The organism is Streptomyces sp. NEAU-174, from assembly GCF_052665095.1.
Genome location: NZ_JBQTCE010000016.1, coordinates 117,718 through 143,928 on the forward strand (window position 1 = coordinate 117,718; position 26,211 = coordinate 143,928).

The 26,211-nt window shown below is 70.0% G+C and carries 21 protein-coding genes and 5 pseudogenes; 15 read left to right on the forward strand and 11 right to left on the reverse strand.

Annotation, left to right across the window (positions count from 1 at the left end; all coding sequences use genetic code 11):
- Positions 1 to 227 precede the first annotated feature (227 nt).
- Together ACT2CW_RS37390 and ACT2CW_RS37395 are read right to left on the reverse strand one after the other, a co-directional pair.
- A complete protein-coding gene (locus tag ACT2CW_RS37390; protein ID WP_445519783.1) occupies positions 228 to 2,528 on the reverse strand; it encodes an Orn/Lys/Arg family decarboxylase in 2,301 nt (766 codons plus the stop codon).
- A gap of 471 nt (positions 2,529 to 2,999) precedes the next feature.
- Positions 3,000 to 3,389, reverse strand: coding sequence for an STAS domain-containing protein (locus ACT2CW_RS37395; protein WP_445519784.1), 390 nt, complete (start codon positions 3,387 to 3,389; stop codon positions 3,000 to 3,002).
- A 175-nt stretch (positions 3,390 to 3,564) separates the two neighbouring features.
- On the opposite strand from ACT2CW_RS37395, the gene ACT2CW_RS37400 reads away from it, so the two are divergent.
- The 5 genes and pseudogenes from ACT2CW_RS37400 to ACT2CW_RS37420 all read left to right on the forward strand — a co-directional run bounded on the left by ACT2CW_RS37400 (position 3,565) and on the right by ACT2CW_RS37420 (position 7,867).
- The gene (locus ACT2CW_RS37400; RefSeq protein WP_445519785.1) at positions 3,565 to 4,005 is read left to right on the forward strand and encodes a pyridoxamine 5'-phosphate oxidase family protein; all 441 of its coding nucleotides are present in this window, start codon (positions 3,565 to 3,567) and stop codon (positions 4,003 to 4,005) included.
- Positions 4,006 to 4,180: 175 nt separating this feature from the next.
- On the forward strand, positions 4,181 to 6,442 hold the full coding sequence (gene pflB / locus ACT2CW_RS37405) for a formate C-acetyltransferase (protein ID WP_445519786.1): 2,262 nt from the start codon (positions 4,181 to 4,183) through the stop codon (positions 6,440 to 6,442).
- Between the two features lie 20 nt (positions 6,443 to 6,462).
- Positions 6,463 to 7,188: a pyruvate formate-lyase-activating protein gene (gene pflA, locus ACT2CW_RS37410; RefSeq protein WP_445519787.1), complete on the forward strand. Its 726-nt coding sequence runs from the start codon at positions 6,463 to 6,465 to the stop codon at positions 7,186 to 7,188.
- Positions 7,189 to 7,316: 128 nt separating this feature from the next.
- Positions 7,317 to 7,406 (forward strand): annotated as a pseudogene (locus ACT2CW_RS37415) (hypothetical protein); the annotation flags it as partial.
- Positions 7,407 to 7,555: 149 nt separating this feature from the next.
- The gene (locus tag ACT2CW_RS37420) at positions 7,556 to 7,867 is read left to right on the forward strand and encodes a universal stress protein (RefSeq protein WP_445519788.1); all 312 of its coding nucleotides are present in this window, start codon (positions 7,556 to 7,558) and stop codon (positions 7,865 to 7,867) included.
- A 94-nt stretch (positions 7,868 to 7,961) separates the two neighbouring features.
- Here ACT2CW_RS37420 and ACT2CW_RS37425 read toward each other — a convergent pair whose 3' ends face one another.
- The 3 genes from ACT2CW_RS37425 to ACT2CW_RS37435 all read right to left on the reverse strand — a co-directional run bounded on the left by ACT2CW_RS37425 (position 7,962) and on the right by ACT2CW_RS37435 (position 12,017).
- On the reverse strand, positions 7,962 to 8,453 hold the full coding sequence (locus ACT2CW_RS37425; protein WP_445519892.1) for a pyridoxamine 5'-phosphate oxidase family protein: 492 nt from the start codon (positions 8,451 to 8,453) through the stop codon (positions 7,962 to 7,964).
- A 224-nt stretch (positions 8,454 to 8,677) separates the two neighbouring features.
- Positions 8,678 to 11,350: a bifunctional acetaldehyde-CoA/alcohol dehydrogenase gene (gene adhE, locus ACT2CW_RS37430; protein ID WP_445519789.1), complete on the reverse strand. Its 2,673-nt coding sequence runs from the start codon at positions 11,348 to 11,350 to the stop codon at positions 8,678 to 8,680.
- Positions 11,351 to 11,606: 256 nt separating this feature from the next.
- Positions 11,607 to 12,017, reverse strand: a complete 411-nt coding sequence (locus ACT2CW_RS37435; RefSeq protein WP_445519790.1) for a hypothetical protein — start codon at positions 12,015 to 12,017, stop codon at positions 11,607 to 11,609.
- Positions 12,018 to 12,288: 271 nt separating this feature from the next.
- On the opposite strand from ACT2CW_RS37435, the gene ACT2CW_RS37440 reads away from it, so the two are divergent.
- On the forward strand, positions 12,289 to 12,984 hold the full coding sequence (locus ACT2CW_RS37440) for a response regulator (protein ID WP_445519791.1): 696 nt from the start codon (positions 12,289 to 12,291) through the stop codon (positions 12,982 to 12,984).
- A 180-nt stretch (positions 12,985 to 13,164) separates the two neighbouring features.
- On the opposite strand, the gene ACT2CW_RS37445 is transcribed toward ACT2CW_RS37440, so the two are convergent.
- Together ACT2CW_RS37445 and ACT2CW_RS37450 are read right to left on the reverse strand one after the other, a co-directional pair.
- Positions 13,165 to 13,869 (reverse strand): CBS domain-containing protein, encoded by a 705-nt coding sequence (locus tag ACT2CW_RS37445; protein ID WP_445519792.1) that lies wholly within the window; start codon positions 13,867 to 13,869, stop codon positions 13,165 to 13,167.
- Between the two features lie 23 nt (positions 13,870 to 13,892).
- Positions 13,893 to 14,282, reverse strand: a pseudogene (locus ACT2CW_RS37450) (cyclic nucleotide-binding domain-containing protein); the annotation flags it as partial.
- 431 nt (positions 14,283 to 14,713) lie between these two features.
- Here ACT2CW_RS37450 and ACT2CW_RS37455 point away from each other — a divergent pair.
- Genes ACT2CW_RS37455 through ACT2CW_RS37470 form a run of 4 tightly spaced genes read left to right on the forward strand, consistent with a single transcriptional unit; the run spans position 14,714 to position 19,395 of the window.
- Positions 14,714 to 16,204, forward strand: coding sequence for an APC family permease (locus ACT2CW_RS37455; RefSeq protein WP_445519793.1), 1,491 nt, complete (start codon positions 14,714 to 14,716; stop codon positions 16,202 to 16,204).
- A 28-nt stretch (positions 16,205 to 16,232) separates the two neighbouring features.
- Positions 16,233 to 17,447, forward strand: a complete 1,215-nt coding sequence (locus ACT2CW_RS37460) for an arginine deiminase (protein ID WP_445519794.1) — start codon at positions 16,233 to 16,235, stop codon at positions 17,445 to 17,447.
- A 19-nt stretch (positions 17,448 to 17,466) separates the two neighbouring features.
- Complete coding sequence (gene argF / locus ACT2CW_RS37465) at positions 17,467 to 18,468, forward strand: ornithine carbamoyltransferase (protein ID WP_445519795.1); 1,002 nt, start codon at positions 17,467 to 17,469, stop codon at positions 18,466 to 18,468.
- Positions 18,469 to 18,471: 3 nt separating this feature from the next.
- Positions 18,472 to 19,395 carry a carbamate kinase gene (locus ACT2CW_RS37470; RefSeq protein ID WP_445519796.1) on the forward strand — a complete coding sequence of 308 codons (924 nt, stop codon included), beginning with the start codon at positions 18,472 to 18,474 and terminating at the stop codon, positions 19,393 to 19,395.
- 46 nt (positions 19,396 to 19,441) lie between these two features.
- Here the strand turns inward: ACT2CW_RS37470 and ACT2CW_RS37475 are convergent, their stop codons facing one another.
- Together ACT2CW_RS37475 and ACT2CW_RS37480 are read right to left on the reverse strand one after the other, a co-directional pair.
- Positions 19,442 to 19,792, reverse strand: coding sequence for an STAS domain-containing protein (locus tag ACT2CW_RS37475; protein ID WP_445519797.1), 351 nt, complete (start codon positions 19,790 to 19,792; stop codon positions 19,442 to 19,444).
- On the reverse strand, positions 19,762 to 20,454 hold the full coding sequence (locus ACT2CW_RS37480; RefSeq protein ID WP_445519798.1) for a SulP family inorganic anion transporter: 693 nt from the start codon (positions 20,452 to 20,454) through the stop codon (positions 19,762 to 19,764). Before ACT2CW_RS37480 ends, ACT2CW_RS37475 begins: the two co-directional genes overlap by 31 nt.
- Positions 20,455 to 20,736: 282 nt before the next feature.
- On the opposite strand from ACT2CW_RS37480, the pseudogene ACT2CW_RS37485 reads away from it, so the two are divergent.
- From ACT2CW_RS37485 to ACT2CW_RS37500, 4 genes and pseudogenes are all read left to right on the forward strand, one after another.
- Positions 20,737 to 21,362, forward strand: a pseudogene (locus tag ACT2CW_RS37485) (hypothetical protein).
- Between the two features lie 162 nt (positions 21,363 to 21,524).
- Complete coding sequence (locus ACT2CW_RS37490; protein WP_445519799.1) at positions 21,525 to 22,430, forward strand: universal stress protein; 906 nt, start codon at positions 21,525 to 21,527, stop codon at positions 22,428 to 22,430.
- 39 nt (positions 22,431 to 22,469) lie between these two features.
- Positions 22,470 to 23,492: an alcohol dehydrogenase AdhP gene (gene adhP / locus ACT2CW_RS37495; RefSeq protein WP_445519800.1), complete on the forward strand. Its 1,023-nt coding sequence runs from the start codon at positions 22,470 to 22,472 to the stop codon at positions 23,490 to 23,492.
- A 5-nt stretch (positions 23,493 to 23,497) separates the two neighbouring features.
- Positions 23,498 to 24,369: pseudogene (locus tag ACT2CW_RS37500) on the forward strand (universal stress protein).
- Positions 24,370 to 24,383: 14 nt separating this feature from the next.
- Here ACT2CW_RS37500 and ACT2CW_RS37505 read toward each other — a convergent pair.
- Positions 24,384 to 24,719, reverse strand: a pseudogene (locus ACT2CW_RS37505) (polyphosphate kinase 2); the annotation flags it as partial.
- 162 nt (positions 24,720 to 24,881) lie between these two features.
- On the opposite strand from ACT2CW_RS37505, the gene gap reads away from it, so the two are divergent.
- The gene (gene gap / locus ACT2CW_RS37510) at positions 24,882 to 25,895 is read left to right on the forward strand and encodes a type I glyceraldehyde-3-phosphate dehydrogenase (RefSeq protein WP_445519801.1); all 1,014 of its coding nucleotides are present in this window, start codon (positions 24,882 to 24,884) and stop codon (positions 25,893 to 25,895) included.
- On the opposite strand, the gene ACT2CW_RS37515 is transcribed toward gap, so the two are convergent.
- Positions 25,870 to 26,211, reverse strand: a complete 342-nt coding sequence (locus ACT2CW_RS37515; protein WP_445519893.1) for a DUF5808 domain-containing protein — start codon at positions 26,209 to 26,211, stop codon at positions 25,870 to 25,872. The genes gap and ACT2CW_RS37515 overlap by 26 nt on opposite strands.

A 26,211-nucleotide genomic window follows, 5' to 3' on the forward strand; every position in this document is an offset into this window, starting at 1 on the left:
CCACGAACTGATCGCCGAACTGGGCCTGCCTCCTGGGCGAGCTGTGGAACCTCACCGGCCTCGCCCAGGACTGCCGGCACACCGGACGCTGGGACAGCCTGGTCACCGTCAAACCCCTCAACCTGACCGGCGGAGTGGGCTCTCCGGCCAACGCGACGGCGCTGCGCTGACACCGCGGGCCCGCCCGCCGCCGGCCGGCCCGGGGCGTCAACGAGGCTGCGGCCAGGTCACCTGCGCAGGCACTCGATCTGGTAGTCGCCGGTCTCCTCGTCGATCGTGACGCCGTGTGTCTCGCTGCGGAAGCCGGGGAAGTGGCGGTCGAAGCTCTCCAGGGCCGTGAGGTACCGCAGGAGGGGGCCGTCGGTGTCACCGGTGGATTCCCCGGGCATCAGGACCGGGATGCCGGGTGGGGTGACGGTGACCATGGCGGCCGCCACCCGGTTCGCGGCATCGGCGATCCGGATCCGCTCCGTGCCGCCACGCACCAGACGCTGATAGCAGTGCTGCGGAGGCCGGACCGGCTCCGGGAGCTGCTGGAAGACTGTGTCCAGCAGCTCCACCAGACGGGCCGAACGCAGCCGGCCGTGCATCTGCCGGCACAGCTCGCGCAGGGTCAGCCCCGCGTAGCGGCGCGGATGCGCGGCGACGGCGGCGGGCAGCACCCGGTCGAGAGGGGCGTCGGCGTCGTACAGGGTCTTAAAGTCCATCAGGGCGTCCAGCAGCGTGCCCCACTTGCCCTTGGTGATGCCCATGGAGAACAGGATCAGCGTGGTGTAGCTGTCGGTTTTCTCGACGACGATGTTCCGCGTGGCCAGGTACGCCGTCAGGACGCGGGCCGGGATGCCCTCCTCGGCCATGTCGCCGGCGGCGGTGATGCCGGGGCAGGTCAGGGTGACCTTGACGGGATCCAGCATGCAGTGCCCCTCGGTGAGCCCGGGGAAGCCGTGCCAGGCGGCACCGGGCTCCAGCAGCCAGCAGGACTGCGTGGTGCGCAGCAGTTCCGGCGGGGCCTCGTCGAAGGGCAGGCGCTCGCCGGTGGCCGGGTCGGTGACGGAGTCCGGCTGCCAGACGCCGAAGAACCAGCCCGGCCGGTCCCCGGCGCTCTCCACCCGCTTGTGCAGGCGGACCATTTCCTGACGGAAGCGGATCGCCTCCGTCACCGCCTCGTCGATGAGCCATTCGCCCTGGGGGCCGTCCATCATCGCGGTGGCCACGTCCAGCGAGGCGATCATCGGGTACAGGGGCGAGGTGGTGCCGTGCATCATCAGGGCCTCGTTGAAGCGGTCGTGCTCCACCGGTGCCCGCGGTGCGGGTCGCACGTGCACCATCGCGGACTGCGACAGCGCCGCGAGCAGCTTGTGCGTCGACTGGGTCGCGAACACCGTGGGCCGCTCCGGCCCCGGGAAGGTCCGCTCGTCCACCGCCATGCCGTACCGGCCGGTGTACAGCGGGTGGAATCGGGCGTAGGCGAACCAGGCTTCGTCGAAGTGCACTCGCGGTGTACTGCCCGCGAGCGCTCGCGCGGTCGCGACGGCGTCATAACTGAGCCCGTCATAGGTGGAGTTGGTGAACACCGCGTACTGAGGCCGCGGCGACACCGCGGCCTCGGCCAGCGGATGCACCGCGAGCCGGGCCGCGATCGCCTCCGGCGCCAGCTCGGCCGGTGGCAGCGGGCCGGCCAGGCCGTAGCCGTTGCGGGTGGGAACCAGGTAGACGGGGCGGGCCCCGGAGACGACCAGCCCCTGGAGCACCGACTTGTGGCAGTTGCGGTCCACCAGCGCCAGCTCGTCGCGGGTGACGCTGAAGTGGCCGACCAGGCGGTTACAGGTGGAGTCGCCGTGCAGTACGAAGTAGGTGGAGTCGGATCCGAAGACGCGGGCGGCGTTGCGCTCGGCCTCGCCGATCGGTCCAGTGTGCTCGAACAGCGAACCCAGTGCCTCGACCGAGATCGACAGGTCGCTGCGCAGCAGCCGCTCGCCGAAGTAGTCGTGGAAGGCCCGCCCCGCCGCTGACTTCAGGAAGGCGACACCGCCGGAGTGCGCCGGGGTGTGCCAGGAGTACTCGTGGGCGTCGTCGAAGCGGCGCAACGCCCGGAAGAACGGCGGCAGCACGTCCTCCCGGTAGGCCCGGGCGGCACTGGTGATGCGGCCCGCGATGAATCCCGGAGTGTCCTCCAGCGGCCACACGTATCCGACGACCGTCTCCGACACCCACAGCGGCAGATCGCGGACCCCCTCCTCAGTCATGATCAGGAAGACCGGCAGGTCCCGGAAACGCCGGCCGATCCGGCGGAGGACGACGGGCCCGCCGTCCTCCACGCCGCCGCCGGGCAGATCCCAGGCGACCAGTGCCGCCGCCAGCCCCGCCTCGGTACGCAGCACCGCGTCCGCGTCCTGCGCGTCGACGGCCCAGCGCACCTCGAAGCCGCCGGCCTCGACGGCATCCCGGATCTTCCGCAACTGCTCCGTCCTGGCGCCCTCGGCGCGCGGGTGCTCCGGTACCGCCATCAGAACCCTGCTGTCGGCCATGACTGTCCTCCCCTCCCCGGGTGGCCGCCCGGCCACCGTCGGGCAAGTGTCCGCGCGGCCCGGCTGGGCGAGCGGCCCCCCTTGGGCGAAACCACCGGTATGGCGTACATCGCGGACGGGAGATCGATCTGCGGCGACCGCAAGTGGGCCGCGGCCGGGACATGGTGAGCATGGACCGGGCGCGTGCCTGAACTCTGAGGATTCGCCCAGTTTCCCAAGGGCGTACGGACACGGGGATCGAGGTCGTCCTCACTGGCATCCTGGCAGGCCGCTTCCGCCGAACGTTCGAGCCGAACTCGCCGAAGCCGCTCAGACAGAAGGTGCCTCACTGACCTTCCCCGGAGGGCCCGGCTACTCCGCGGCGTGCACCGGATCAGGTGTGTTGACGCTCAACGACCGGGCCGCCTGAATCGCCGTGATCCTGGAGCCGCGGCCACTCCGAAGGCCCCGTGGGTTGCGCCCTCAGGCTTATCAGCCCGCTGTGGCAGTGAGGACCCCGCTGGGCTCAGCAGCCAAGGCTTCGGGCAGGTGGTCGTACATCTCGAACACGCCATCCAGCCCCGCACCACGAAGAATTCGGAGGAACTGGTTGCTGTCAGTGACAAGACGCAGCCGACCGTGCCGTTCCATGACCCTGTTCCGCGCCCGGCACAGCACCCGCAGCCCGGCACAGTCGATGAAGGACACGGCACGGAGGTCCACGACGAGGTCGGGGAGAACGACGGCCGTCAGATCGTCCAGGCGTGCTCCAAGGGGCGGTGACGTGAGGATGTCGATGTCACCGCGCAGCTCCAGGACGGTCGTCCCGCCGGCGGCACGCTCGGTGTGGCGGGGTGCGAACGAGATGAGGGTTTCGGCCATGGTCAGAGGAAATACGGGTCGATGGGCGTGCCGGAAGGGCCGTCCGGCCCCCCTTTCCCGCGACGTTTCCTCGGGCCGCTCTCCGGCCAGGGCGGGACCCGTGGCCCTCACCCGCGGGCGCCGGCGGGCTCAGCATGGAATGTGATCCCCAACCGGGCGAAGGACGGGCTGACTCATGTACCCGAACGATGGTTTCCGCGAACTCGGTCGTCACGAGTGCCTGCGCCTGCTGGCGACGGCTCCCGTCGGCCGCATCGTTTACACGCGCCATGCGCTGCCCGCGGTCGTGCCGGTGAACTTCGGCCTGGACGCCGACGGAGCGGTGCTGCTGCGCACCTCGGCGGCCTCCGAGCTGGCCCGCGCGGTCGACGGCGCGGTCGTCGCGTTCGAGGCGGACGCGGCCGATGTGGAGACGCACTCCGGCTGGAGCGTCGTCGTCACCGGCCGGGCCGAGGTCGTGACGGATCCGGCCGAGGCGGCACGCCTGGAGCGGATCGGCCCGCGCTCCTGGGCTCCCTCGCCCGGGGAGGTCTTCGTGCGCATCGAGCCGGAACTGGTCACCGGGCGCGAACTCGTCGGAGGCCGCACGATGTACGGCCTGCACCTTTCCGCCTGACCACTGGGCACCTGCATCGTGACCTGGTCCGAAGGGCCCTACGGTGCGGGGCCGGACGGCGCGGCGACGGGTTCCCGCCGGCCCTGCCCCGGGCAGGGGCGCGCGAGGAGCATCGTCGGCGGAGCCGCTCACGGAACCGTCCGTGTGCGGTGTCGCGAACGATGCGGAGGCAGTGATGATCGTGGCAACCCGTCCGGACGTGGACGCACCCGCCGAGGCCTGGCGTGGATTCACCGGCCGTCGCTGGCGCGAACGGATCGACGTACGCGACTTCATCCAGGCCAACTACACGCCCTACGAAGGCGGTCCGGCGTTCCTGACCGGTCCGACCGAGCGCACGCTCGCGGTCTGGCGCAAGGTCAGCTCGCTGTTCCCCGAGGAGCGGCGCAAGGGCATCCTCGATGTGGACACCGCCACCCCCTCCACGATCACCTCGCACGCCCCCGGCTACATCGACCGGGACCGTGAACTGGTCGTGGGGCTACAGACGGACGCCCCGCTGAAGCGCGCGATCATGCCGAACGGCGGCCTCCGGATGGTCGAGAACGGCCTGAAGGCGTACGGACACGAGCCCGACCCGTTCGTCACCAAGGTCTTCGGCACCTACCGCAAGACCCACAACGACGGCGTCTTCGACGCCTACACCCCAGAGATGCGGGCCGCCCGCAAGGCGGGCATCATCACCGGGCTCCCGGACGCCTACGGCCGGGGCCGGATCATCGGCGACTACCGGCGCGTCGCGCTGTACGGCACCGACCGGCTGATCGAGGCCAAGCGCGCCGAGCGTGCCCTTCTGGACAGTCGGCCCTCCGCCCCGCACGTCATCCGCGATCGCGAGGAGCTCGCCGAGCAGATCCGGGCGTTGGGCGAGCTGGCGCGGATGGCCGCCTCCTACGGCTGTGACGTCACCCGCCCCGCGTCCACCGCCCACGAGGCCGTGCAGTGGCTCTACCTCGGCTTCCTGGCCGCGGTGAAGGAGCAGAACGGCGCCGCGATGTCGCTGGGGCGCACCTCGACCTTCCTGGACGCCTACGTTCAGCGCGACCTCAACGAGGGGCGTATCGACGAGGCTCAGGCCCAGGAGCTGATCGACGACTTCGTCATCAAGCTGCGGATCGTACGCTTCCTGCGCACACCCGAGTACGACCAGCTGTTCTCCGGCGACCCGACCTGGGTGACGGAGTCCATCGGGGGCATCGGCACCGACGGCCGCACACTCGTCACCCGCAGCTCCTTCCGCTTCCTACAGACGCTCTACAACCTCGGGCCCGCGCCGGAGCCGAACCTCACGGTGCTGTGGTCGCCGCGGCTGCCCGAGGGCTTCAAGCGGTTCTGCGCCCAGGTTTCGATCGACACCAGCTCCATCCAGTACGAGTCCGACGACCTGATGCGCCCGCGCACCGGTGACGACACCGCGATCGCCTGCTGCGTGTCGGCGATGGCGGTGGGCAGGCAGATGCAGTTCTTCGGCGCCCGCGTCAACCTCGCCAAGGCGCTGCTGTACGCGATCAACGGCGGCCGGGACGAGATGACCGGCGAGCAGGTCGCACCCGAGATGCCCGCCCTGACAGGGGAGTACCTGGACTACGAGGAGCTGTCGGCGGCCTACGATCGGATGCTGGACTGGCTGGCGAAGACGTATGTCGACACGCTCAACGTCATCCACTACATGCACGACAAGTACGCCTACGAGCGCATCGAGATGGCCCTGCACAACCACCCCGTCCACCGCTACATGGCATGCGGCATCGCCGGGCTCTCCGTGGTCGCCGACAGCTTGTCGGCCGTCAAGTACGCCCGCGTGAAGGTGATCCGGGACGACACCGGGCTGGCCGTGGACTACCAGGTCGAAGGCGAGTACCCGGCGTACGGCAACAACGACGACCGCGCCGACGGTCTCGCCGTAGACCTCGTGGAGTCCTTCATGGCCAAGGTGCGCAGGCACCCCACCTACCGGGACGCCGAGCACACCCAGTCGGTCCTGACGATCACCTCCAACGTGGTCTACGGCAAGCACACCGGCAATACCCCCGACGGACGGCGCGCCGGACAGCCCTTCGCACCCGGTGCCAACCCGATGAACGGCCGGGACCGGCACGGTGTCGTCGCCTCGGCCCTGTCGGTGGCGAAGTTGCCGTACGAGGAGGCCCGCGACGGAATCTCCCTGACCACGACCATCACGCCCGAGGGGCTCGGGCACAACCCCTCAGAGCGTGCAGGCAACCTGGTCGGCATCCTCGACGGGTACATGACCTCCGGCGGTTTCCACATGAACGTCAACGTCCTGAACCGGGCGACGCTCGAGGACGCCATGGAACACCCGGAGAAGTACCCCGAGTTGACGATCCGCGTCTCCGGCTACGCCGTCAACTTCGTCCGGCTCACGCGTGAGCAGCAGCTCGACGTGATCAGCCGCACCTTCCACGGGTCGCTGTGAACGTCACCACGCCGCCGGCGGTGACCGGTCGGGTGCACTCCTGGGACCTGTCCACCGGCGTGGACGGTCCCGGGACCCGGTTCGTCCTGTTCGTCAGCGGCTGCCCGCTGCGCTGCCTGTACTGCGCCAACCCCGACACCTGGCACATGCGCGACGGGCGGGAGACCTCGGTCGACGAGGTCATGGTGGAGATCGAGAAGTACCGGGGGTTCCTGACCATGGCAGGGGGAGGGGTGACGATCACCGGCGGGGAGCCGCTGCTCCAGCCGGCGTTCACCGGCTCCCTCCTGCACCGCTGCAAAGAGGCCGGACTGCACACGGCGCTGGACACCTCCGGCTTCCTGGGCGCACGTGCCCCCGACGATCTCCTCGCCGACACCGACCTGATGCTGCTGGACATCAAGTCGTTCGACGTCCCCACCTACCGCAGGCTCACCGGTGGCCGACTGGCCCCCACGCTCAGCTTCGCCACCCGTCTCGACCGGCTGGGCGTCCCCGTGTACATCCGTTACGTGCTCGTCCCGGGCTGGACCGACGCCCCGTCCGCCGTGGACGGCCTCGGCGCCTTCCTGGCCGGGCTGAGCAACGTCGATCGGGTGGACGTCCTGCCCTTCCATAAACTCGGCGCCCACAAGTACGACGCCCTGGGTATCGACTTCCCGCTGCGCGACACGCCCGTGCCCGATCCGGAGCTGACGGAACGCGTGCGCGAGCAGTTGCGGGAGCACGGGCTGCGGGCGTTGTGAGTGGGCCGGTCTCCGTCGCGTGTTCACCCGCGTGTGGGCCACTCGGCTTCCGTACAGGGACCTGAGGCCTTTTCCTGCCCCAAGTACACGGCAACGACACTGAATTCGTGACTTCGAAGGAGGCCGAGATGCCCCGCACCATCACCGCAGGCCTGGATGGATGCCCGGAGAGCCTGACCGCCGCCGAATGGGCAGCGAGGGAAGCCCTGCTCCGGGACCTCCCGCTGCACTTGGTCCACGCCCTTGGGCGGCAGCTCTACGCGCCCCTGGGCGGGGCACCCCAGCCGTCCCTGGGCCCGCGCGAGCAGATTCGCTGGGCGGACCGCATGCTTCGCGAGACCGAAGCGGTGATCGCGCGGCGCCAGTCGTGGCGGGCAGCCGGCGGCCTGTCGTCCTCGTGCGGGGCGGCCTGCGCTCCGAGGACGAACGCCAGCCCGGCGGCTTCGGGTCCGGGGCCGCGCCGTTCCGTGACGTCGTCCTGGGCCTCGACTCGGCGGCGCCGAACGACACCGTGATCGGCAAGGCGGGCTCGCACCTCGTGGAGACCTCGCGCGACGCGTCCCCGGTCGTGGCCGGCTGCCCCCGGCGCCGGACGCCGATCGACGCGGCGATCGGCCCGGTCACCCACGCGGTGCTGCACCACGCCACCGCACCGGTCGCAGTGGTCCCGCACGCCTGACGGGCCGCCCGGCGAGCGGAGCCGGCATCGGGCTGAACGCGGCGTGAGAACCCGGACGGTTCTCACGCCGCATGGCTTTGCAGTCGGACTGCGATCAGGCGCCGCCGGACTCGTCGTCGGCGGTGGGCCACACGCCGGTTACGTCAGCGGTGAGCCGCACGCCGGTTATGAGGTCCGGGCGGATGCGCACCGCGTAGTCCATGGTCCGGCGCACCCACGGGTTGAGCAGTTCCTGATACCGGGCCAGTTCCTCCGCCTCGGTCACCAGGTGCGCGTAGCCGGTGACGACCACGCTCCAGCCGAGGTGCGTGTCGGGATCGATGGCGTCGGCCTCGTAGGCCACCACGACGCCTTGACCGTCGGCCTGCCCGGCGCGCGCGGTCAGGGCCGCGCCCTCGTGGGTGCGGATGACGATGTCGCCGTTGTCCAGGACGTGGTTGACCGGGTGGACGGTCGGCAGCGCGTGGCGGGTGAAGACGATCCGTCCGAAGGACACACTGCCCAACAGCCGGAGGGCTTCGTCGCTGTCCAGCTCGATGCTTCGGCGTGGCCCGACAGGGAGGTCCTGAGCGGTGTCGATGGTCATGGCGGGCTTCCGTACGGTTTCGTTGCTCACTGCTGCGTTTCTTCGACTGGGGCGGCGAGGCGGCGGCACGGACTTTCGCCGTGGTCGCGGCCGGTGCGCCGGTAGGGCATGTGCGTCGTCCCCTCAAGACGTGGTGGTTGCCTGTCCGTGGCACTCGGCTTGCGGTCGCGGACAGGCTGATCAGGTCATTGGAACGGCACCGAAGCTCTTCACGCCAGGGCCGTTCAGCCCTTGTCCGCGTTCGGTCGGCCCAGCGCACCCCCGTAGTAGGCCGTGCGCATGATCTCCTGCATGTCGTCGAGCATCGGCATGCGCGGGTTCGCCGGCGCGCACTGGTCCTCGTAGGCGTTCAGGGCCTGCTGCGGCAGAGCGTCCAGGAACAGGCGCTCATCGATGCCGAGAGCCTGGAACGACGGCTCGATGCCCACGGTGTCGCGCAGCCGCTCCACCGCGCAGGCCAGCGACTCCACGCCCTCCTGCGGGGTGGAGGCGGGTAGGCCGAGGATGCGGGCGATGTCCTGGAAGCGTTCCGGAGCGCGGTAGTTCTCGTACTTGGGCCAGCCTGTGAGCTTCGCCGGAATGGTGCCGTTGTAGCGGATGACGTGCGGCAGCAGGACGGCGTTGGTACGACCGTGGGCGATGTGGAAGGTGGCGCCCAGGGTGTGCGACATGGCGTGGACGATGCCGAGGAAGGCGTTACCGAAGGCCATGCCCGCGATCGTGCCGGCGTTGTGCATCCTCTCCCGCGCGTCGGGACGGCCCTTGCGGTCATTCACCGCTGCTTCGATGTTGTCGAAGATCAGCCGGATCGCGTGCAGGGCCAGGCCGTCGGTGAAGTCGTTGGCGTAGACGGACACGTACGCCTCTATGGCGTGGGTGAGGGCGTCGAAGCCGCTGTCGGCCGCCAGCGCCGGGGGCAGGTCCGCGGTGAGCAGCGGGTCGACGATGGCCACGCTCGGGGTGAGCGCGTAGTCGGCGAGCGGGTACTTCTTGCCGCTCGCGGGGTCGGAGATCACCGCGAAGGGGGTGACCTCCGCGCCGGTGCCGGACGTGGTGGGCACACACACCAGGCGGGCCCGGGTGCCGAGGACCGGGAAGCGGAAGGCGCGTTTGCGGATGTCGGAGAACTTCTGCCGCATGTCGGCGAAGTCGATGTCCGGGTGCTCGTACAGCAGCCACATCACCTTGGCGGCGTCCATGGGGGAGCCGCCGCCGAGCGCGATGATGGTGTCGGGGCCGAAGTCGCGCATGAGCTGGGCGCCGCGCTGCACGGAGTCGATACTCGGCTCGGGCTCGACGTTGTCGATGATCTGGACGGTGACCGGTTCGTGACGGCGTTGCAGGACGCGGCTGACGCGGTCGATGAAGCCGAGGCGGGTCATGGTGGCGTCGGTGACGACCGTGACGCGGTGGACGTCCGGCATGGAGGACAGGTAGCGCAGGGACTGCGGCTCGAAGTAGATCTTCGGCGGGACCTTGAACCACTGCACGTTGTTGCGGCGCGCGCTGACCCGCTTGATGTTCAGCAACTGCACTGCGGAGACGTTGTTGGACACCGAAGTGTGACCCCACGAGCCGCAGCCCAGAGTGAGCGACGGCAGCAGGCTGTTGTAGATGCCGCCGATGGCACCCTGCGACGACGGGGCGTTGACGATGATCCGTACGGTCTTCATACGCTGGCCGTACGCTTCCGCGAACGCCGGGTCCTCGGTGTGGATGACCGCGGTGTGGCCCTGGCCGTGGAAGGTGACCATGTCCGCGGCGAGGTCGAAGCCCTGCTGCTCGGTGCCGGCGCGCAGGACGGCGAGTACCGGGCAGAGCTTCTCGCGGGTCAGCGGCTCCTCGGGACCGACCCGGTCGGCCTCGACCAGGATCAGTGAGGTGTCGGCCGGGACGTTGAAGCCGGCCTGTTCTGCGATCCATGCCGGGCTCTGACCGACGGCCCCGGCGTTGACCTTGGGCTCACAGCCCGCGTTGGCCTGGCCGGTCGGGAACAGGAAGGCTTCCAGCTTTGCCTTCTCCTCGGCGGTCGCCACGTGGGCGTGCAGAGTGCGGAACTCGGCCAGCGCCGCGTCGTAGATCTCGTCGTCCAGGATGACGGCCTGCTCGGAGGCGCAGATCATGCCGTTGTCGAAGGACTTCGACAGCACCAGGTCGTTGACGGCCCGGCGCAGCTTCGCGCTCTTGTGCACGTACGCCGGCACGTTGCCCGCACCGACTCCCAGGGCGGGTTTGCCCGCCGAGTAGGCGGCCCTGACCATGGCGTTGCCGCCCGTGGCGAGGATCAGCGAGACGCCAGGGTGGCGCATCAGTATGCCGGTCGCCTCCACCGACGGAGTCTCGATCCACTGCACGCAATGCTCCGGCGCCCCTGCGGCGACGGCAGCGTCCCGTACGATCCGGGCCGCCGCCGCACTGCACCGCTGGGCCGAGGGGTGGAAGGCGAACACGATCGGGTTGCGCGTCTTCAGCGCCATCAGGGCCTTGAAGACGGTCGTGGAGGTCGGGTTGGTGACCGGTGTGATCGCGCAGACCACGCCGACCGGCTCGGCCACCTCGATCATGTCCTCGATGTCGTCGCGGGCGATGACGCCGACGGTCTTCATGGGGCCCATGCTGTGCGTGACGTGCTCGCAGGCGAACATGTTCTTGGCGGCCTTGTCCTCGAAGATCCCGCGCCCGGTCTCCTCCACGGCCAGGCGGGCCAGCGTGGTGTGCTGGTCCAGGGCGGCGACAGATGCCTTCTTGACGATGTGGTCGACCTGCTCCTGGGTGAGGGTGTCATAGTCGGCGAGCGCCTTGAGTCCGTTCGTGACCAGCTGGTCCACGGCGATGGTGATGTCGGACGGCGCGTCGGCAGCTGCTGTCGCCTGAGTTCCGGCCTCATGACGGGTCATTGGGGAGCGCCTCCATTGACGAGAGCCGTCGGCGATGGCCGACGGTGTGCGGACGGGAGCGGCACCGCGGGGGACCGGTGCCGCTCACGCCTTCACCCTCGTCCTGCCCGGCCCCGACTCCCAGGTGCCGATGGTCCCTTCCGAGGGCTGACCGGCACTGGTCTGGCGAGGCCTGGCGACCCGTCCGGGCAGCCCCCTCGCCGAGGCGCAGGAACCACACGTACGCGGAGGAGGGCGACCGCGCGGCAGCGGAGGCTCACGATGGGTTCTCCTCTCGGCCGCTGTCGGCACGGCCGCCGCGCCACGGAGGAGGAGTGGCCGACCTGCGGGCCTCCTCCTTGCGGTGCAGGACACGGTTCATCTGGCTGCGTAGCCGGTCGTGCAGCCGGTCCGCCAGTTCGTGTCCCGTGGCTTCCTGGGCATGCACGACCACGAGGGTGTTCCCCACGATGAGCTCAGCCCCGGCGGACCAGGGTCGCTCGGCGTGGTGCGCCACCGCCCTGGCGACCCTCACTGCACCGCTCACGGCTGGAACCCCGGGCCGGCCGAGGACCGCGTCGACCTTCTCCCGGAGGTATGCGACGGCTTCCTCGTCCACATCACCTTCCACACGCACCTCTACGGCGACGGACCTGGTGACCTGGGTGCTGGTGTCCTTGGCAGTCATGTGCTCCGCTCCTTCTGATCGTTTCGCAGCGGCTCCAGACTTCTGCGATCAGCGGTCCCGGCCCAGGGCTGTCGGACCCCAGCAGCGGGGCCATTGGACCTTCACCCTGGGGATGGTGCGATTCGGGTATGCGGGCCCGGTTCGGCTTCGGCTTCGGCTTCGGCTTCGGCTTCCCAGAGCATCAGAGCCGTGGCACCTGACCGCGGAAGGGGACGACGGGCCGTTTCGTACTCTGGCGGCAGAGGTATCTCAAGGCCGCGGGGCACTATGGGTGGACAACAGGGCCGACCGGCCCTGGCCTTTCGGCTCGGATACGGGATTTCTGCTGGACGACCACGAGGTGGTGCGGCGCGGGGTGCGCGACCTGCTGAACGACGAGCCGGACATAGAGGTGATCGGCGAGGCCGGCACCGTGGAGCAGGCACTGGTGCGGGTGCCCGCGTTGCGCCCGCAGGTGGTCGTGCTCGATGTCCGTCTGCCGGACGGGGACGGCGTGACCGTGTGCCGGGAGCTGCGCTCTCGCATGCCGGAGCTGGCCTGCCTCATGCTGACCTCCTTCGACGACGAGGAGGCGCTGCTCGACTCGATCATGGCGGGCGCCTCCGGATATGTCCTGAAGCAGATCCAGGGCTCGGACCTGGTGTCCGCCGTGCGCACCGTGGCCGGTGGGCAGTCCCTGCTCGATGCCAGTGCCACCACCAAGCTGATGGCCCGGCTGCGCGGCGGCCAGCAGGAGGAGCAGCAGCCCGACGGACTGCAAGGCCTGACCGAGCGGGAGCGGGAGATCCTGGCTCTGATCGGTGAGGGTCTGACCAACCGTCAGATCGGCCAGCGGCTGTACCTGGCCGAGAAGACGGTAAAGAATCACATTTCCCGTCTGCTGGCCAAGCTCGGCGTCGAGCGCCGTATCCAGGCCGCTGTCATCGCCACTCAGGTCCAGGACCGGCAGCGGCAGGAAAGGCACTGAAACCGGAAGACCGGCACAGATGAGGACGAATCGCCGTGCAATGTGATGAGCGCCCGGTTTGTCGCCTCCTTCGTCACTAGGTACCGCTTCGTCCCCTGGTTAGTGAGACTGATCTGGGGTGCCCGTAGTGGAGGATTAGTACGGCCCGGCGAGGATCCCGCTGTTCTGCCAAGGAGTGGCTCAGGCCGGAGACAGGGTTTCGCCGCCGTTCGCGTGAGCGGCGGTCGACTCCGCAGGGCTTTCCGAGCGCGTCAGCTCGAACTCCACGTCGACCACGCCCTCGACGGCCCGGACCAGGCGCGCGGCCACCGGGACCAGGGATGTGTCCCGGGCGTGGCCGATGAGCTTCACGACGCCGTTTCGCACCTCCACCTGCACGGCTGACACCGGCGCAGGGAAGAGATACGCCACGACCTCCTGCCTGACCTCCTCGGCGATCTCCTCATCGTCCCGAAGGAACACCTTGAGCAGGTCCGCGCGGCTGACGATGCCCTGCACCATGCCCACCTCGTCGACGACGGGAAGGCGCTTGACCTTGGCGTGTGCCATGGTCCGTGCGGCTTGGGCGAGTGTCGCGTTCGCGTGGACGGTGAGGGCGGGGGAGGTCATGAGGTCCTCGGCGGTGAGGCCGCCGGCCTTGGCCAGGTCGTCGAGGCGGCGCAGCTGGGTGGCCCGGTCGGGGTCGCTGTCGCGGAGCTCCTCCTTGGGCAGCAGGTCGGCTTCGGAGACGACGCCGACCACGCGGCCTTCGCCCTCCAGGACAGGCAGGGCGCTGACCTTCCAGTCCTGCATGAGCTGCACGATCTCTTTGAAGGCGGCCCGTCGGCCGACGGCGGCGACGGTGTGGGACATGACGTCGCTAACGATGTGCGGGGTGCTGGGCATGGTGACTCCTTCGTCGGGTCGGCCCGCTTACACGGTGCTTCGCCGGCCCACTGGGTGACGGCATGGCCGAGTGCCGGGTCGGCCTGGCAGAGGGAGCGGACGGTCGTGGCGTCGAACTCGTAGGCCCGTACCGGGGTCGCGGCTGTGGCGCCCAGATGCCACACGTGCGGCGCGAACAGCCAGGACAGGCCGACGAGTTCGTTGTGGCCGAGGGTCTCGATGATGGCGCGGCGCCGGCCGGGGACGTGTGTGTCGAGATCGACGGAGCCGGTGCGGATGATCTAGAACCGGTCCGCACGTGCCCCTTCGTTGAAGAGGCGCGTCCCCTGCGGGAAGGCCACTTCCCGGGCAAGACGCATGAGCCGTTGCCGGTGCTGGATAGGCAGCGCGCGCAGCATGCTCGGGGTGTTCATGGCCGGCCTCCCGGTCAGGGTGTACGGACTGATGCCTCCAGCTTGTGGCGCCGACTCGGATCGTGCGAGGGGCCAATGGGCCGGAGCAGTGCCATCCGGCCCCAGAGCAGATGGCAGTGAAGGCGGCCGCCGCCCCCGTGTCGCGGGCCAGTTGGCATCGCGTCGCGAGCCCGGCCGCAGCTTCTGCCCTCGATTGTCGAGCTCGGCACGGTGCTGACGATGGGGCTGGGCGGGCCATGCCGTGGACCGAACGGCCAATGTCCTGTGGACAGGAGCAGCGCGAAGCGGCCGAGTTGGGCTGTCCAGGCTTGCGACAGCGGGACCATCGGGGTCGGGCGTGGGCCGTGTGGCCGCTGACTGTGCGCGCCTGAGAGGCAGAAGGATCAGTCGCGGATCGACTCACCCACACTGGTGTGTAAGGAGCCTCAGCCATGCCCAGAACCACAGGAGGCGGAAAGAGGACTGTGCCCACGGCGCCGCTCGGCCTTCCCGCCGCCTCCGCGCTCGTCATCGGCAGCATCATCGGTACGGGAGTCTTCGCGCTGCCCTCCGCCCTTGCCCCGTACGGGCCCATTTCCCTCGTCGCGTTCATCGCCGTCACCCTCGGCGCGCTCGCGCTGGCTCTGACCTTCGGGGCGCTGTCCAAGCGCGTTCCGGCGAGCGGCGGGCCGTACGTCTACGCTCGCGAGGCCTTCGGGGAGTTCGCCGGGTTCCTCAACGCGTGGTCGTACTGGATCACGGCCTGGGCCGGCAACGCGGCCATCGTCGTGGCCTGGGTCGGTTACGTCGAGGTGTTCGTGAACACCGGGCACGACAAGTGGGTCTCGGTGCTTCTCGCGCTGGTCGGGCTGTGGATTCCTGCCGCGATCAACCTCACCGGCGTCCGGAACATGGGCGCGTTCCAGGTGATCACGACCGTGCTGAAGTTCGTTCCGCTGATCTTTATGGCCACTGTCGGGCTGCTGTTCATCGATGCTCACAACTTCGGCCCGTTCAACGCCAGCGGCCAGTCGGCGCTGGGCGCGATCTCGGCCGCGGGCGCCATCGCGCTGTTCAGCTACCTGGGCCTGGAAGCGGCCTCCGTCGTCGCCGGCCGGGTCCGCGAGCCGGAGCGCAACGTCCCCCGCGCCACCGTCTACGGCACACTCATCTGCGCCGTCATCTACATCCTGGGCACCCTCGCCGTCTTCGGCACCGTCTCCCACGGCAGGCTGGGCGGCTCGACCGCGCCGTTCACCGACGCGGCCGACAGCATCTTCGGCGGCAGCTGGGCCGGTGACATCGTCGCCGTCGCCGCGATCATCTCCGGCATCGGCGCCCTGAACGGCTGGACCATGCTGTGCGCGGAGATGCCGTACGCGGCCGCCCGCGACGGTCTCTTCCCGCAGTCCTTCGCCCGGCTGCGCGGCGAGGGCGGCGTCCCGGCCTTCGGCATCGTCGCCTCCACCGTGCTGGCCTCGCTGATCACCGTGTTCAGCTACACGCGCTTCGACGACGTCTTCACCAAGATCGTGCTGCTGAGCGTGCTGACCGCCGTGATCCCCTACCTCTTCTCCGCTGCCGCCCAGCTGTACTGGCTGCTGGTGCGCGGCCGGGAGGGCCTCAGCCCCCGCAGGCTCGCCCGTGACGTCGCCGTCGCCGGGCTCGCCCTCGCCTTCTCGTACTGGTCGATCCAGGGAAGCGGTTACCAGACCGTCTACTACGGCCTGTTCGTCCTGTTGCTGGGCGTTCCCGTCTACGTGTGGCTGAAGCGGGGACAGGACACCTTCGGCGAGGCCACGGCGCCGAGGACCGCGGCGACCGTGGACCGGCCGCAACGGGCACCCGAGACGCCCCCGCCGGCCCGGCGGCTCTCCCGGGGGCTCCGTACCAGCCGCATCAGCGGAGCCCGGAAGCACAACGACTTCCGCCACCACGACTGACCGCCCCAAGCACAGAGGAACGTCCGCGATGAACACCTTCCACGTCGACTCCGAGGTCGGCCCGCTGCGCCAGGTGATCCTGCACCGCCCCGGCCTCGAACTCTCCCGCCTCACCCCGCGCAACGTCGACGCCCTGCTCTTCGACGACATCCTGTGGGCCAAGCGGGCCCGCGAGGAGCACGATGCCTTCGCTCAGGTCCTGCGCGACCACGGCGCCCGCGTCCACTACTTCGCCGACCTGCTGGCGCAGACCCTCGACGTCGCAGAGGCCCGCGACTGGATCCTGGACCGGGTCATCACTCCCGGCACTGTGGGCCCGGCCCTCATCGACCCGGTGCGCGAACTGTGTGCCGAACTCGACGGGGAGACGCTCGCCGGCTATCTGATCGGCGGCCTCCTCAAGAGCGATCTGCCGCTCGCCACCCCGCACAGCCTGGTGTGGAACACGCTCGGCACCGACGACTTCGCCCTCACCCCACTGCCCAACCACCTCTTCCCACGCGACAACTCCTGCTGGGTTTACGACCAGGTGTCGGTCAACCCGATGGCCAAGCCCGCCCGGCGACGCGAGAGTCTGCACGCCGAGGCCATCTACCGGTTCCACCCGATGTTCGCCGGCGTCGCGCCCGCACCGCTGCTCGACGGACCTGTCGGCACCCTCGAAGGCGGGGACGTCCACGTCCTCGGCAACGGCACCGTCATGGTCGGCATGGGCGAGCGGACCACCGCCCAGGCCGTGGAGAACCTGGCCACCCGGCTCTTCGCAGCCGGTTCGACGAGCGAGCTGATCGCCGTCCAACTGCCCGCGGCCCGCGCGTACATGCACCTGGACACCGTGCTGACCATGGTCGACCGCGACGCCTTCGTCATCTATCCCGGCCTCGCCGACTCCCTGCGCTCCTGGACGCTGCGGCCCAGCTCCGAGCGCGAGACCGGTTTCGACGTCGCCGCGAACTCCGAGCTCGCGACCGCGCTCGCCGAGGCCCTCGACCTGGACAAGGTGCGGATGCTCTCGGCTCCCCAGGACATCCGCAACGCCGAGCGCGAGCAGTGGGACGACGGCAGCAACTTTCTCGCCCTCGCACCCGGCGTGGTCGTCGGCTACGAGCGCAACGTCACCACCAACACATACCTGCGCAAGCAGGGCATCGAGATCGTCACGATCGCCGGTGCCGAACTCGGCCGCGGCCGGGGCGGTCCGCGCTGCATGAGCTGCCCCGTCGAACGCGATCCGGCTGCCTGACTCCCCAAAGGACCCCAACATGACCGTCGACCTGCGAGGCCGCTCCTACCTGAGCGAACTCGACTTCACCGCCCGCGAGATCCACCACCTCCTCGGTCTCGCCCACGACCTCAAGGCGGCCAAGCGCGCCGGCACCGAACAGCCACAGCTGACCGGCAAGCACATCGCCCTGATCTTCGATAAGACCTCCACCCGCACCCGCTGCGCCTTCGAGGTCGCCGCCGCCGACCAGGGCGCCCGCACCACCTACCTCGGCCCCGGCGACACCCACGTCGGACACAAGGAGTCCATCGCCGACACCGCCCGTGTCCTCGGTCGCATGTTCGACGGCATCGAGTACCGGGGCTCCGTCCAGTCGATCGTCACCGAACTCGCCGCCCACGCCGGCGTCCCCGTCTACAACGGCCTGACCGACACCGCCCACCCCACCCAGAGCCTGTGCGACATGCTCACCATGCGCGAGCACAGCACCAAGCCGCTCACGGACGTCAGCTACTGCTACCTGGGCGACGCCCGCAACAACATGGGCAACTCCCTGCTGTCCATGGGCGCGCTGCTCGGCATGGACGTGCGCATCGCCGCGCCCCAGGCGCTGTGGCCGGAAGCCGCGCTGGTCGCCACATGCCGTGAAGTGGCCGGCCGAAGCGGGGCGCGGATCACCCTCACCGAGGATGTTGAGACAGCCGTACACGGCGCCGACTTCCTGCACACGGACGTCTGGGTCTCCATGGGCGAACCGGCCGACACCTGGCGCGAGCGGATCGAGCTGCTGCTGCCGTACCAGGTCAACGACAAGACCCTCGCCCTCACCGGCAACTCGGACGTGAAGTTCATGCACTGCCTGCCGTCCCTCCACGACCACCGCACCCGGCTCGGCCAGGAGCTGTTCGAGGCCTACGGCCTGAACGGCCTCGAAGTCACCGACGAGGTCTTCTCCTCGTCCGCCTCGATCGTCTTCGACCAGGCGGAGAACCGGCTGCACACCATCAAGGCCGTGCTCGTCGCCACCCTGGAGGACTGAACCATGCGCATCGTCGTCGCCCTCGGCGGCAACGCCCTGCTGCACCGCGGCGAACGCCCCGACGCCGCCGTCCAGCAGGCCAACATCGACCGGGTCGTCACCGCACTGGCCGCCCTCGCCCATGAGCACGAGCTGGTCATCACCCACGGCAACGGCCCGCAGATCGGCCTCCTCGCCATGGAGAGCGAGGCCGACCCCGTGCTCAGCGCCCCCTACCCGTTGGACCTGCTCGGTGCCCAGACCGAGGGCATGATCGGCTCCCTGCTCACCCGCGCCATGCACAATGCTCTGCCCGGACATCGGATCGCCGCCCTCGTCACGCACACCCTCGTGCGGGCCGACGATCCGGCCTTCGAACGGCCCACGAAGTTCGTCGGGCAGGTGTACTCCGCGCCGGTGGCCAAGGCACTGGCCCGCAAGCGGGGCTGGCTCATCGCCCGGGACGCCACCGGCTGGCGTCGCGTCGTCGCCTCGCCCACGCCCGAGCGCATCCTGGAGACCGACACCATCCACGAACTGCTGAACAGCGGGACCCTGGTGATCTGCGCCGGCGGAGGCGGGATCCCCGTCACCGCCGATGGTGACACTGGCGCACTGACCGGCGTGGAGGCCGTCATCGACAAGGATCTCACCGCTGCTTTGATCGCCGAGGACCTCAAGGCCGACTTCCTGCTCATTCTCACCGACGTCCCCTACGTCTACGAGGGCTACGGCACCTCAGACCAGCACCCGCTGCTCGACGCCACCCCCCGGGAACTGCGGCACGGTGGTTTCCCGGCCGGTTCCATGGGCCCCAAGACCGAGGCAGCTGCCGGCTTCGTCGAACACACCGGCGGTCTGGCCGCGATCGGCGCCCTGGACGCGGCATACGAGATCGTCCACGGCAGGTCGGGCACGCTGATCCGGCCGGACCTCACCGTCGGGTGACGCAGCGGGGCGGCACCGCTCCGCATCGCGCCTCCAGGGCCGGGCCCTACCGCTCGCCGTTCCACTTGCGGTATGCGGCCACCGCGGTGGGCAGCGTGGGGAAGATGAGATCCTTCAGTACGAACCAGCGGACGGGAACGGTCTGTTCGTCGACAGCGGCCAGGGCCCGGCGCCCCAAGTCCTCCGCGTTGGCGAAGAACAGCGGAGAGTCGTAGCGGTAGACAAGCAGGCCCGGGATCGTGCGGGCCTGCGGATAGTCATCGATGTCGTGCATGCCCGCCAACCCAGGCACCAGCCCCTCGACCGCGTCGTGCGGCCGCGCCACCCGCGTCAACAGTTCCGCCACCGACAGGCCGACCGCCACGATCACCCCGTACAGGATGTCCAGAGCGAGCACGCCGGCCAGGCAGCCGAGCGCGAGCATGAGTTCGCGGCGACGGAAGGAGGCCAGTCGGCGTACACGACGAGCGCCCCCAGCACCGCCGAAGGCGTCCGGCTCAGCAAGGGGCTCAAGAACAGCAGGACGGCGAGGACCATCGCTCCGGCCACCAGCGAGTAGCCCTGGCTGCGGGCGCCCGTCGAGGCCGCGAGCGCGGTACGGCTGGCGCTGCTGCTGACCGGAAAGCCGTGCAGGGCTCCCGCACCGAGGTTGGCCGCGCCCAGCGCCAGGAACTCCTGGTTGGCGTCGAGGCCCGGCTCGTCGTCGCTGCGCCCGGTGAAGGCGCGCGCCGTGAGGACCAGGCCGACCGTTACCGCGAGGGCCGCGGCCAGTGATGCGTAGTGCCCTGCGTCCCCGCCCGCGAGCGGGCCCACCACGGTGGCCGTCATCAGAGGGTCGTCGACTCGGGCGCTACCGACAGCAGTCGGGAGGACCCGAACAACGCATACAACGCGAGGGCGGGCAGGATCGCCCACAGCCCGGCGACTGGTGGGCAGCCCGGCCACACCCGCGTACGCCATCACCTGCGGCACGAGGTACGCCGCCACCGTCACGCCGGCCAGCAGGTCGCCCCTCAGCCACGAACGCCGGTAACCGGCCAGGGCACCGAGGCCGGGCATGAGCCGCCACCACCACGGGAAACGTCCGCCTGAGTCCTGAGCCACGTGCCGCCCCCTCTCCGTCTGGGCCCAGCATCCACGGCCGCATGATCATCCGCGACACCCGCCCGGGTGTTCCACCTGCCCGGTTCGCCGCCGCCTCCAGCCCAACCGGCCACGCATGCAGGGACGTTCAGCCCAACGGATGGAGACCTTCGGCATCCGGCGCGGCATCAGGCATCGGACGAGAGTGAGACACGTCAAGGAGACGACGATTCATACATCCCCGAAGGGACCACCATCATGGCCGCGCACGAGCACGCTCACGGAAGCCCGGGCTTCCACCTGTCGGCCGCCTTCCGTTGGCATCGGACCGGCTCCGAGTCCGCCGTGTCCGCACGTCTCGACACGCACACCGCGCAGGCTTACGCACTCGCGTCCCTGCGCATCCTGACCGGGTTCGTCTTCCTCTGGGCGTTCCTGGACAAGACTTTCGGCCTGGGTTACGCGACCGCGTCCGGCAAGGGCTGGATCGACGGCGGGTCGCCGACGAAGGGCTTCCTCAGTTCCGTCGCCGCCGGGCCGATGGAGTCCACGTTCCACTCCTGGGCCGGCGACACGTGGGCGGACTGGCCGTTCATGCTCGGCCTGCTGGGCATCGGCCTGGCCGTCATGGCGGGTGTGGCGCTGTGGCCAGCGGCGGTGGCGGGCACGGCGATGATGGCGCTGATGTGCTCGCCGAGTGGCCTCCGGCCAGGCACCTGTCGAACGGCGCGCCGAGCATGTCGACGAATCCGTTCGCCGACTACCACGTGATCTACGCCGTCGCCCTGATCGCCCTGGCGGCAGCGGGCGCGGGCGCCACCTGGGGCCTGGGCCGGCAATGGGCGCGGCTGCCGATCGTCCGCGACCACACCTGGCTGCACTGACCCGCACGCGGCGGGACGGACCTCGCCCCGGACCCGACCCGCCGACCCGTGTGCAGGGCCCATCGTCCCCGCTGAAGGACCAGCGGCCCCTGCCCTGAAGAACCCCCCGACATGACGCTGGAATCGGGACCCCTCGGGGCCCCGATTCAGGAGGTGGAGAACATGCCCCGCACCATCACCGTCGGCCTCGACGGCTCACCCGAGAGCCGCGCCGCCGCGGAATGGGCGGCCCGCGAGGCGGAACTGCGTGGACTGCCGGTGAAGCTCGTCCAGGTCTGGGAGCCCGTCCCGGAGCCCATGGCCCAGGCCCCGCTCCTCGGCGCCGAGACGCACCAGCACTGGACCGAGAGGATCCCCTACGAGTCCGCCGAGGGCCTGCGGCTGCGTCACCCGGGCGTCGAGGTGACCACCGAGCAGCTCACCGGACGGCCCGCCGAAGCCCTGGTCAACGCGGCCGAGGACGCCGACATGCTGGTCCTCGGTTCACGCGGCCTGGGCGGAGTCCGCGGTTTCCTGGTCGGGTCGGTCGGGTTCGCGGTCGTGGCGCACGCCCGGCGGCCCGTGGTCCTGGTCCGCGCCGGCGAGCAGGCCGCGGACGAGCACGAGATGGACCCGGCGGGCATCCCGTCCGCGGCCACTGGGTTCGGTCCCGTCCTCCTCGGGCTCGACGTCGCGAGCCCCGACGAGGCGCTGATCGGGTTCGCCTTCGAGGCCGCGGCGCGACGCTCGGTGCCGCTGCGGGTCGTGCACGCCTGGAACCCGCCGCCCTACTACGCCTACGGCATGGCCCTGGAGCCCGCGGTCGAGCGGGAGATCGCGAAGGGCGACGCCGTAGTCCTGAGCGAGGTGCTGCGCCCCTGGCGGCCGAAGTACCCCGACGTCGAGGTCGTCGAGCAGTCCCACTACGGCAGCCCCTCGCTCCTCCTGATCGATGCCTCCCACGAGGCCTCCCTGGTCGTCGTCGGCCGCCGCATCCGCCGTTCCTCCGTCGGCGCCCACATCGGCACCGTCACCCATGCCGTCCTGCACCACTCCACCGCCCCCGTCGCCGTCGTCGCCCACCACTGACTGAGCACCGACACACCCCTCCAGAAGAGAGAACAGATCATGAAGGCAGCGGTCGTACGAGCCTTCGGCGAGCCCCTGGTCATCGAGGAGCGTCCCGACCCCGAGCCCGGCCCCGGTCAGGTCCGCATCCGTGTCGAGGCCTCCGGGCTGTGCCACACCGACATCCACGCCGCGCACGGCGACTGGCCCGTCAAGCCCACCCCGCCCTTCATCCCCGGGCACGAAGGTGTCGGCGTCGTCGAGAACCTCGGGGAGGGCGTCACCCACCTGTCCGTCGGGCAGCGGGTCGCGGTGCCGTGGCTCGGCAGGGCGTGCGGGCGGTGCGAGCACTGCCTGTCCGGCTGGGAGACGCTGTGCGAGCAGCAGGTCAACACCGGGTACGGCTGCGACGGCGGGTACGCCGAGAAGATGCTGGCCTGGGCCGACTTCGCCCAGCCCGTGCCCGAGGGCGTCACCCCGTTCGACGCCGCGCCGCTGACCTGCGCGGGCGTCACCACGTACAAGGCCCTCAAGGTCGCCGACGTCCGCCCCACCCAACTCGTCGCGATCTCCGGCGTTGGCGGCCTCGGCCACCTCGCCCTGCAATACGCCAAGATCGCCGGAGCAACCGTCGCGGCCATCGACGTCACCGACGACAAGCTCGAACTCGCCGCGCAACTCGGCGCCGACCTCGTCATCGACGCCCGCAAGCAGGACGTCGGCAAGGAGCTGAAGAAGCACGGCGGCGCCCACGCGGCGATCGCGCTCGCGGTGAACCCGGCCGCGTTCGAGGCGGTCAACTCCGGTCTGCGACGCGGTGGGAAGCTCGTCATGGTGGCCCTGCCCGCTCACGGCACGCTCCAGGTCCCGATCTTCGACACCGTCCTCAACGGCACGTCCGTGATCGGCTCCATCGTCGGCACCCGGCAGGACCTCACCGAGGTCTTCCAGCTCCACGCGGCCGGCCGCACCAAGGTCATCTACGAGACCCGCCCGCTTGCCTCCGTGAACGACTCCATCGACGCCGTGCTGCGCGGTGACATCAAGGCCCGGATCGTCTTCGACCTGGCCGCGGGACGGTGAGCACGATGGAACTCCCTCTGGTCGTCGGCGTCGACGGCTCCGAGCCGAGCCTGCGCGCCGTCGACTGGGCGGCCGACGAAGCCGCCCTGCGGGGGCTGCCGCTGCGGCTGGTGTATGCCTCGCTCTGGGAACGGTACGAAGGCACCTCACTCGCGGACGATCTCGGCAAGCCCTCGGACCAGGTGATGGCCGAGGACATCGTCGAGACCGCCGCACGTCGGGTCCGTACCCGCCGACCCGACGTGAAGGTCACCATCGACGTGCTGCCCGAGGAACCCGAGTACGCGCTGGTACGGGAAAGCCGCACCGCCGCTGCCATGGTTCTGGGCTCACGGGGCCGCAGCAGCCTGGCCGAGGCGCTGCTCGGCTCCGTCAGTGTGACGGTGGCCGGCCACACGCACTGCCCCGTGATCGTGCTGCGCGGCTGTCACGACAACCGGGCCGTACCCGGCAGGCACGGCCGCATCGTCGTGGGCGTCGGCGACGAGCCGACTGACGCGGCGGCGGTGCGCTTCGCCATCGACGAGGCACAGCGCCGAGGCGTGCCGCTGGAAGCCGTACGAGCCTGGCGCTGCCCCGCGCACGAATCGACCGACCACCCCCTGCTAGCCGGCGAACCGGCCAGGCTGCACGAAGAGAAGGCGGCGGAGGTGCTGGAAACAGCTCTGCGGGACCTCCCGGCCGACGTCGAGGTGCACCGCCGTACTGTCGAGGGCCACGCCCGCCAGGCCCTGCTCGGCGCCTCGGCCGACGCCGACCTGCTCGTCGTCGGGGCCCGGCGCCGCGGGGGCCACTACGGCCTCCAGCTCGGCCGCGTCGCCCACGCGGTGCAGCACCACGCCACCTGTCTGTCGCCGTTGTACCGCAGCGGGCGTGAGCGCAGTGACCGGCTTACAGGCTCGCCGCGTGGTCGGGGACGTACGTATGCAGGTCACGCGGCGGGCGCTCGTAGCCGGTCGACGGCGGCCGACGCGGAAGCTCCAGCACCGGTGGCGGCACGTCGCGGTAGGGCAGGGAGCCGAGCAGGTGGGCGATCATGTTCAGCCGCGCCCGGCGCTTGTCGTCGCTCTCCAGGACGTACCAGGGCGCTTCCGAGATGTCCGTGTGGATCAGCATCTCATCCTTGGCCCGCGAGTAGGCCTCCCAGCGGGTGATCGACTCGAGGTCCATCGGCGACAGCTTCCAGCGCCGCAACGGATCCTCCAGGCGACGCCGGAACCGCTCCTGAAGTTTCACCAACTCGGTCTGAAGACGCAGCAGTTCCTTCTCATACACCTCGCGCGGCAGCTTCGCCGCCTTCTTACCGGCCATGCCGCCTCCACCACCCGACGACTCACTGAGTCACTCACGACCCACGGTAGGCCCCCGACTGTAAAGGAGTCCCTCACCATGACCGTACGTGTCGGCATCAACGGCTTCGGCCGCATCGGCCGCACCTATCTCCGCGCGGCCCTCGACCGCGCGGAGGCGGGAACCCAGGACGTCCACGTCGTCGCGATCAACGACATCGCCCCGCCCGCCACCCTCGCCCACCTCCTGGAGTACGACTCGACGTTCGGGCACATCGGACGCGAGGTCGTGCACGACGACAGCTCGATCACCGTCGACGGCCGGCATATTGCCGTCACCGCCGAGCGCGACCCGGCCGCCCTGCACTGGTCCGACTACGGAGCCGACATCGTCATCGAGTCCACCGGCCGCTTCCGCGACCGCGACGCCGCGGCCCTGCACCTGAAGGCAGGCGCCCACACGGTGCTGCTCTCGGCGCCCGGTAAGGGCGTCGACGCGACCCTCGTGATGGGCGTCAACGACAACACGTACGACCGGCACCGCGACCGGATCATCTCGGCCGCATCCTGCACCACCAACTGCCTGGCGCCGATGGTCAAGGTGCTCGATGAGAACTTCGGCATCGACCGCGGCCTGCTGACCACCGTCCACGGCTACACCAACGACCAGTCGCTGCTCGACGGTCCGCACAAGGACCTGCGGCGCGCCCGCTCGGCGGCACTGAGCATCATCCCGACGAGCACCGGTGCCGCCCGCGCCGTCGGCCTGGTACTGCCGGAGTTGGCCGGTGCGCTGGACGGGATCGCCGTCCGGGTGCCCGTGGAGGACGGCTCGCTGACCGACCTCACGGTGGTGCTGAACCGTGAGGTCACGGCGGACGAGATCAACGCGGCCTTCGCCGCGGCGGCCGACGGCCCGCTGAACGGCATCCTGCGTGTCTCGACGGCGCCCATCGTCTCCCGAGATGTCATCGGCGACCCGGCCTCCTGCGTCTTCGACGCCGCGCTCACCCAGGCCAACGGCACCCTCGCCAAGGTCTTCGGCTGGTACGACAACGAATGGGGCTACACGAACCGGCTGCTGGACCTCACTGCGCTGGTCGCCGACGTCTGATGGACAACGGCCGGCAGCTGTAGGTGGTTGCTGGAACCCGGTCAACGACAACGGCGTAGCCCACGGCCACACGGGCCAGGTTCAGCCCGTATCCGACGCCGAAGGCGTGCGGCGTGAAGAAGGCGTCGCTGTCGGGATCCCAGAACTCGCGGGCGATCTTCTCCGGCGTGGGCCGCCGGAAGTCGTACGGGAGGCCGAAGATGCGCCCTGTCCATGTGCGCGCCTTTGAGGGTTGGCGCAGTTCCTTCGCCAGGGCTGTAGCGACGACCGCGCCTGCCCGCCGGATGCTCGAACCATCGAGAAGCTTGGAGGAGAT

Excerpts from the sequence above, each read along its gene's own strand:
- ACT2CW_RS37435 (WP_445519790.1), bottom strand. The coding sequence starts at position 12,017 with ATGACTGCCAAGGACACCAGCACCCAGGTCACCAGGTCCGTCGCCGTA.
- ACT2CW_RS37390 (WP_445519783.1), bottom strand. The coding sequence starts at position 2,528 with ATGGCCGACAGCAGGGTTCTGATGGCGGTACCGGAGCACCCGCGCGCC.
- ACT2CW_RS37400 (WP_445519785.1), top strand. The coding sequence starts at position 3,565 with ATGTACCCGAACGATGGTTTCCGCGAACTCGGTCGTCACGAGTGCCTG.
- ACT2CW_RS37460 (WP_445519794.1), top strand. The coding sequence starts at position 16,233 with ATGAACACCTTCCACGTCGACTCCGAGGTCGGCCCGCTGCGCCAGGTG.
- adhE (WP_445519789.1), bottom strand. The coding sequence starts at position 11,350 with ATGACCCGTCATGAGGCCGGAACTCAGGCGACAGCAGCTGCCGACGCG.
- gap (WP_445519801.1), top strand. The coding sequence starts at position 24,882 with ATGACCGTACGTGTCGGCATCAACGGCTTCGGCCGCATCGGCCGCACC.
- adhP (WP_445519800.1), top strand. The coding sequence starts at position 22,470 with ATGAAGGCAGCGGTCGTACGAGCCTTCGGCGAGCCCCTGGTCATCGAG.
- argF (WP_445519795.1), top strand. The coding sequence starts at position 17,467 with ATGACCGTCGACCTGCGAGGCCGCTCCTACCTGAGCGAACTCGACTTC.
- ACT2CW_RS37455 (WP_445519793.1), top strand. The coding sequence starts at position 14,714 with ATGCCCAGAACCACAGGAGGCGGAAAGAGGACTGTGCCCACGGCGCCG.
- ACT2CW_RS37480 (WP_445519798.1), bottom strand. The coding sequence starts at position 20,454 with ATGCCCGGCCTCGGTGCCCTGGCCGGTTACCGGCGTTCGTGGCTGAGG.
- pflB (WP_445519786.1), top strand. The coding sequence starts at position 4,181 with ATGATCGTGGCAACCCGTCCGGACGTGGACGCACCCGCCGAGGCCTGG.
- ACT2CW_RS37425 (WP_445519892.1), bottom strand. The coding sequence starts at position 8,453 with ATGACCATCGACACCGCTCAGGACCTCCCTGTCGGGCCACGCCGAAGC.
- ACT2CW_RS37470 (WP_445519796.1), top strand. The coding sequence starts at position 18,472 with ATGCGCATCGTCGTCGCCCTCGGCGGCAACGCCCTGCTGCACCGCGGC.
- ACT2CW_RS37445 (WP_445519792.1), bottom strand. The coding sequence starts at position 13,869 with ATGCCCAGCACCCCGCACATCGTTAGCGACGTCATGTCCCACACCGTC.
- ACT2CW_RS37395 (WP_445519784.1), bottom strand. The coding sequence starts at position 3,389 with ATGGCCGAAACCCTCATCTCGTTCGCACCCCGCCACACCGAGCGTGCC.
- ACT2CW_RS37490 (WP_445519799.1), top strand. The coding sequence starts at position 21,525 with ATGCCCCGCACCATCACCGTCGGCCTCGACGGCTCACCCGAGAGCCGC.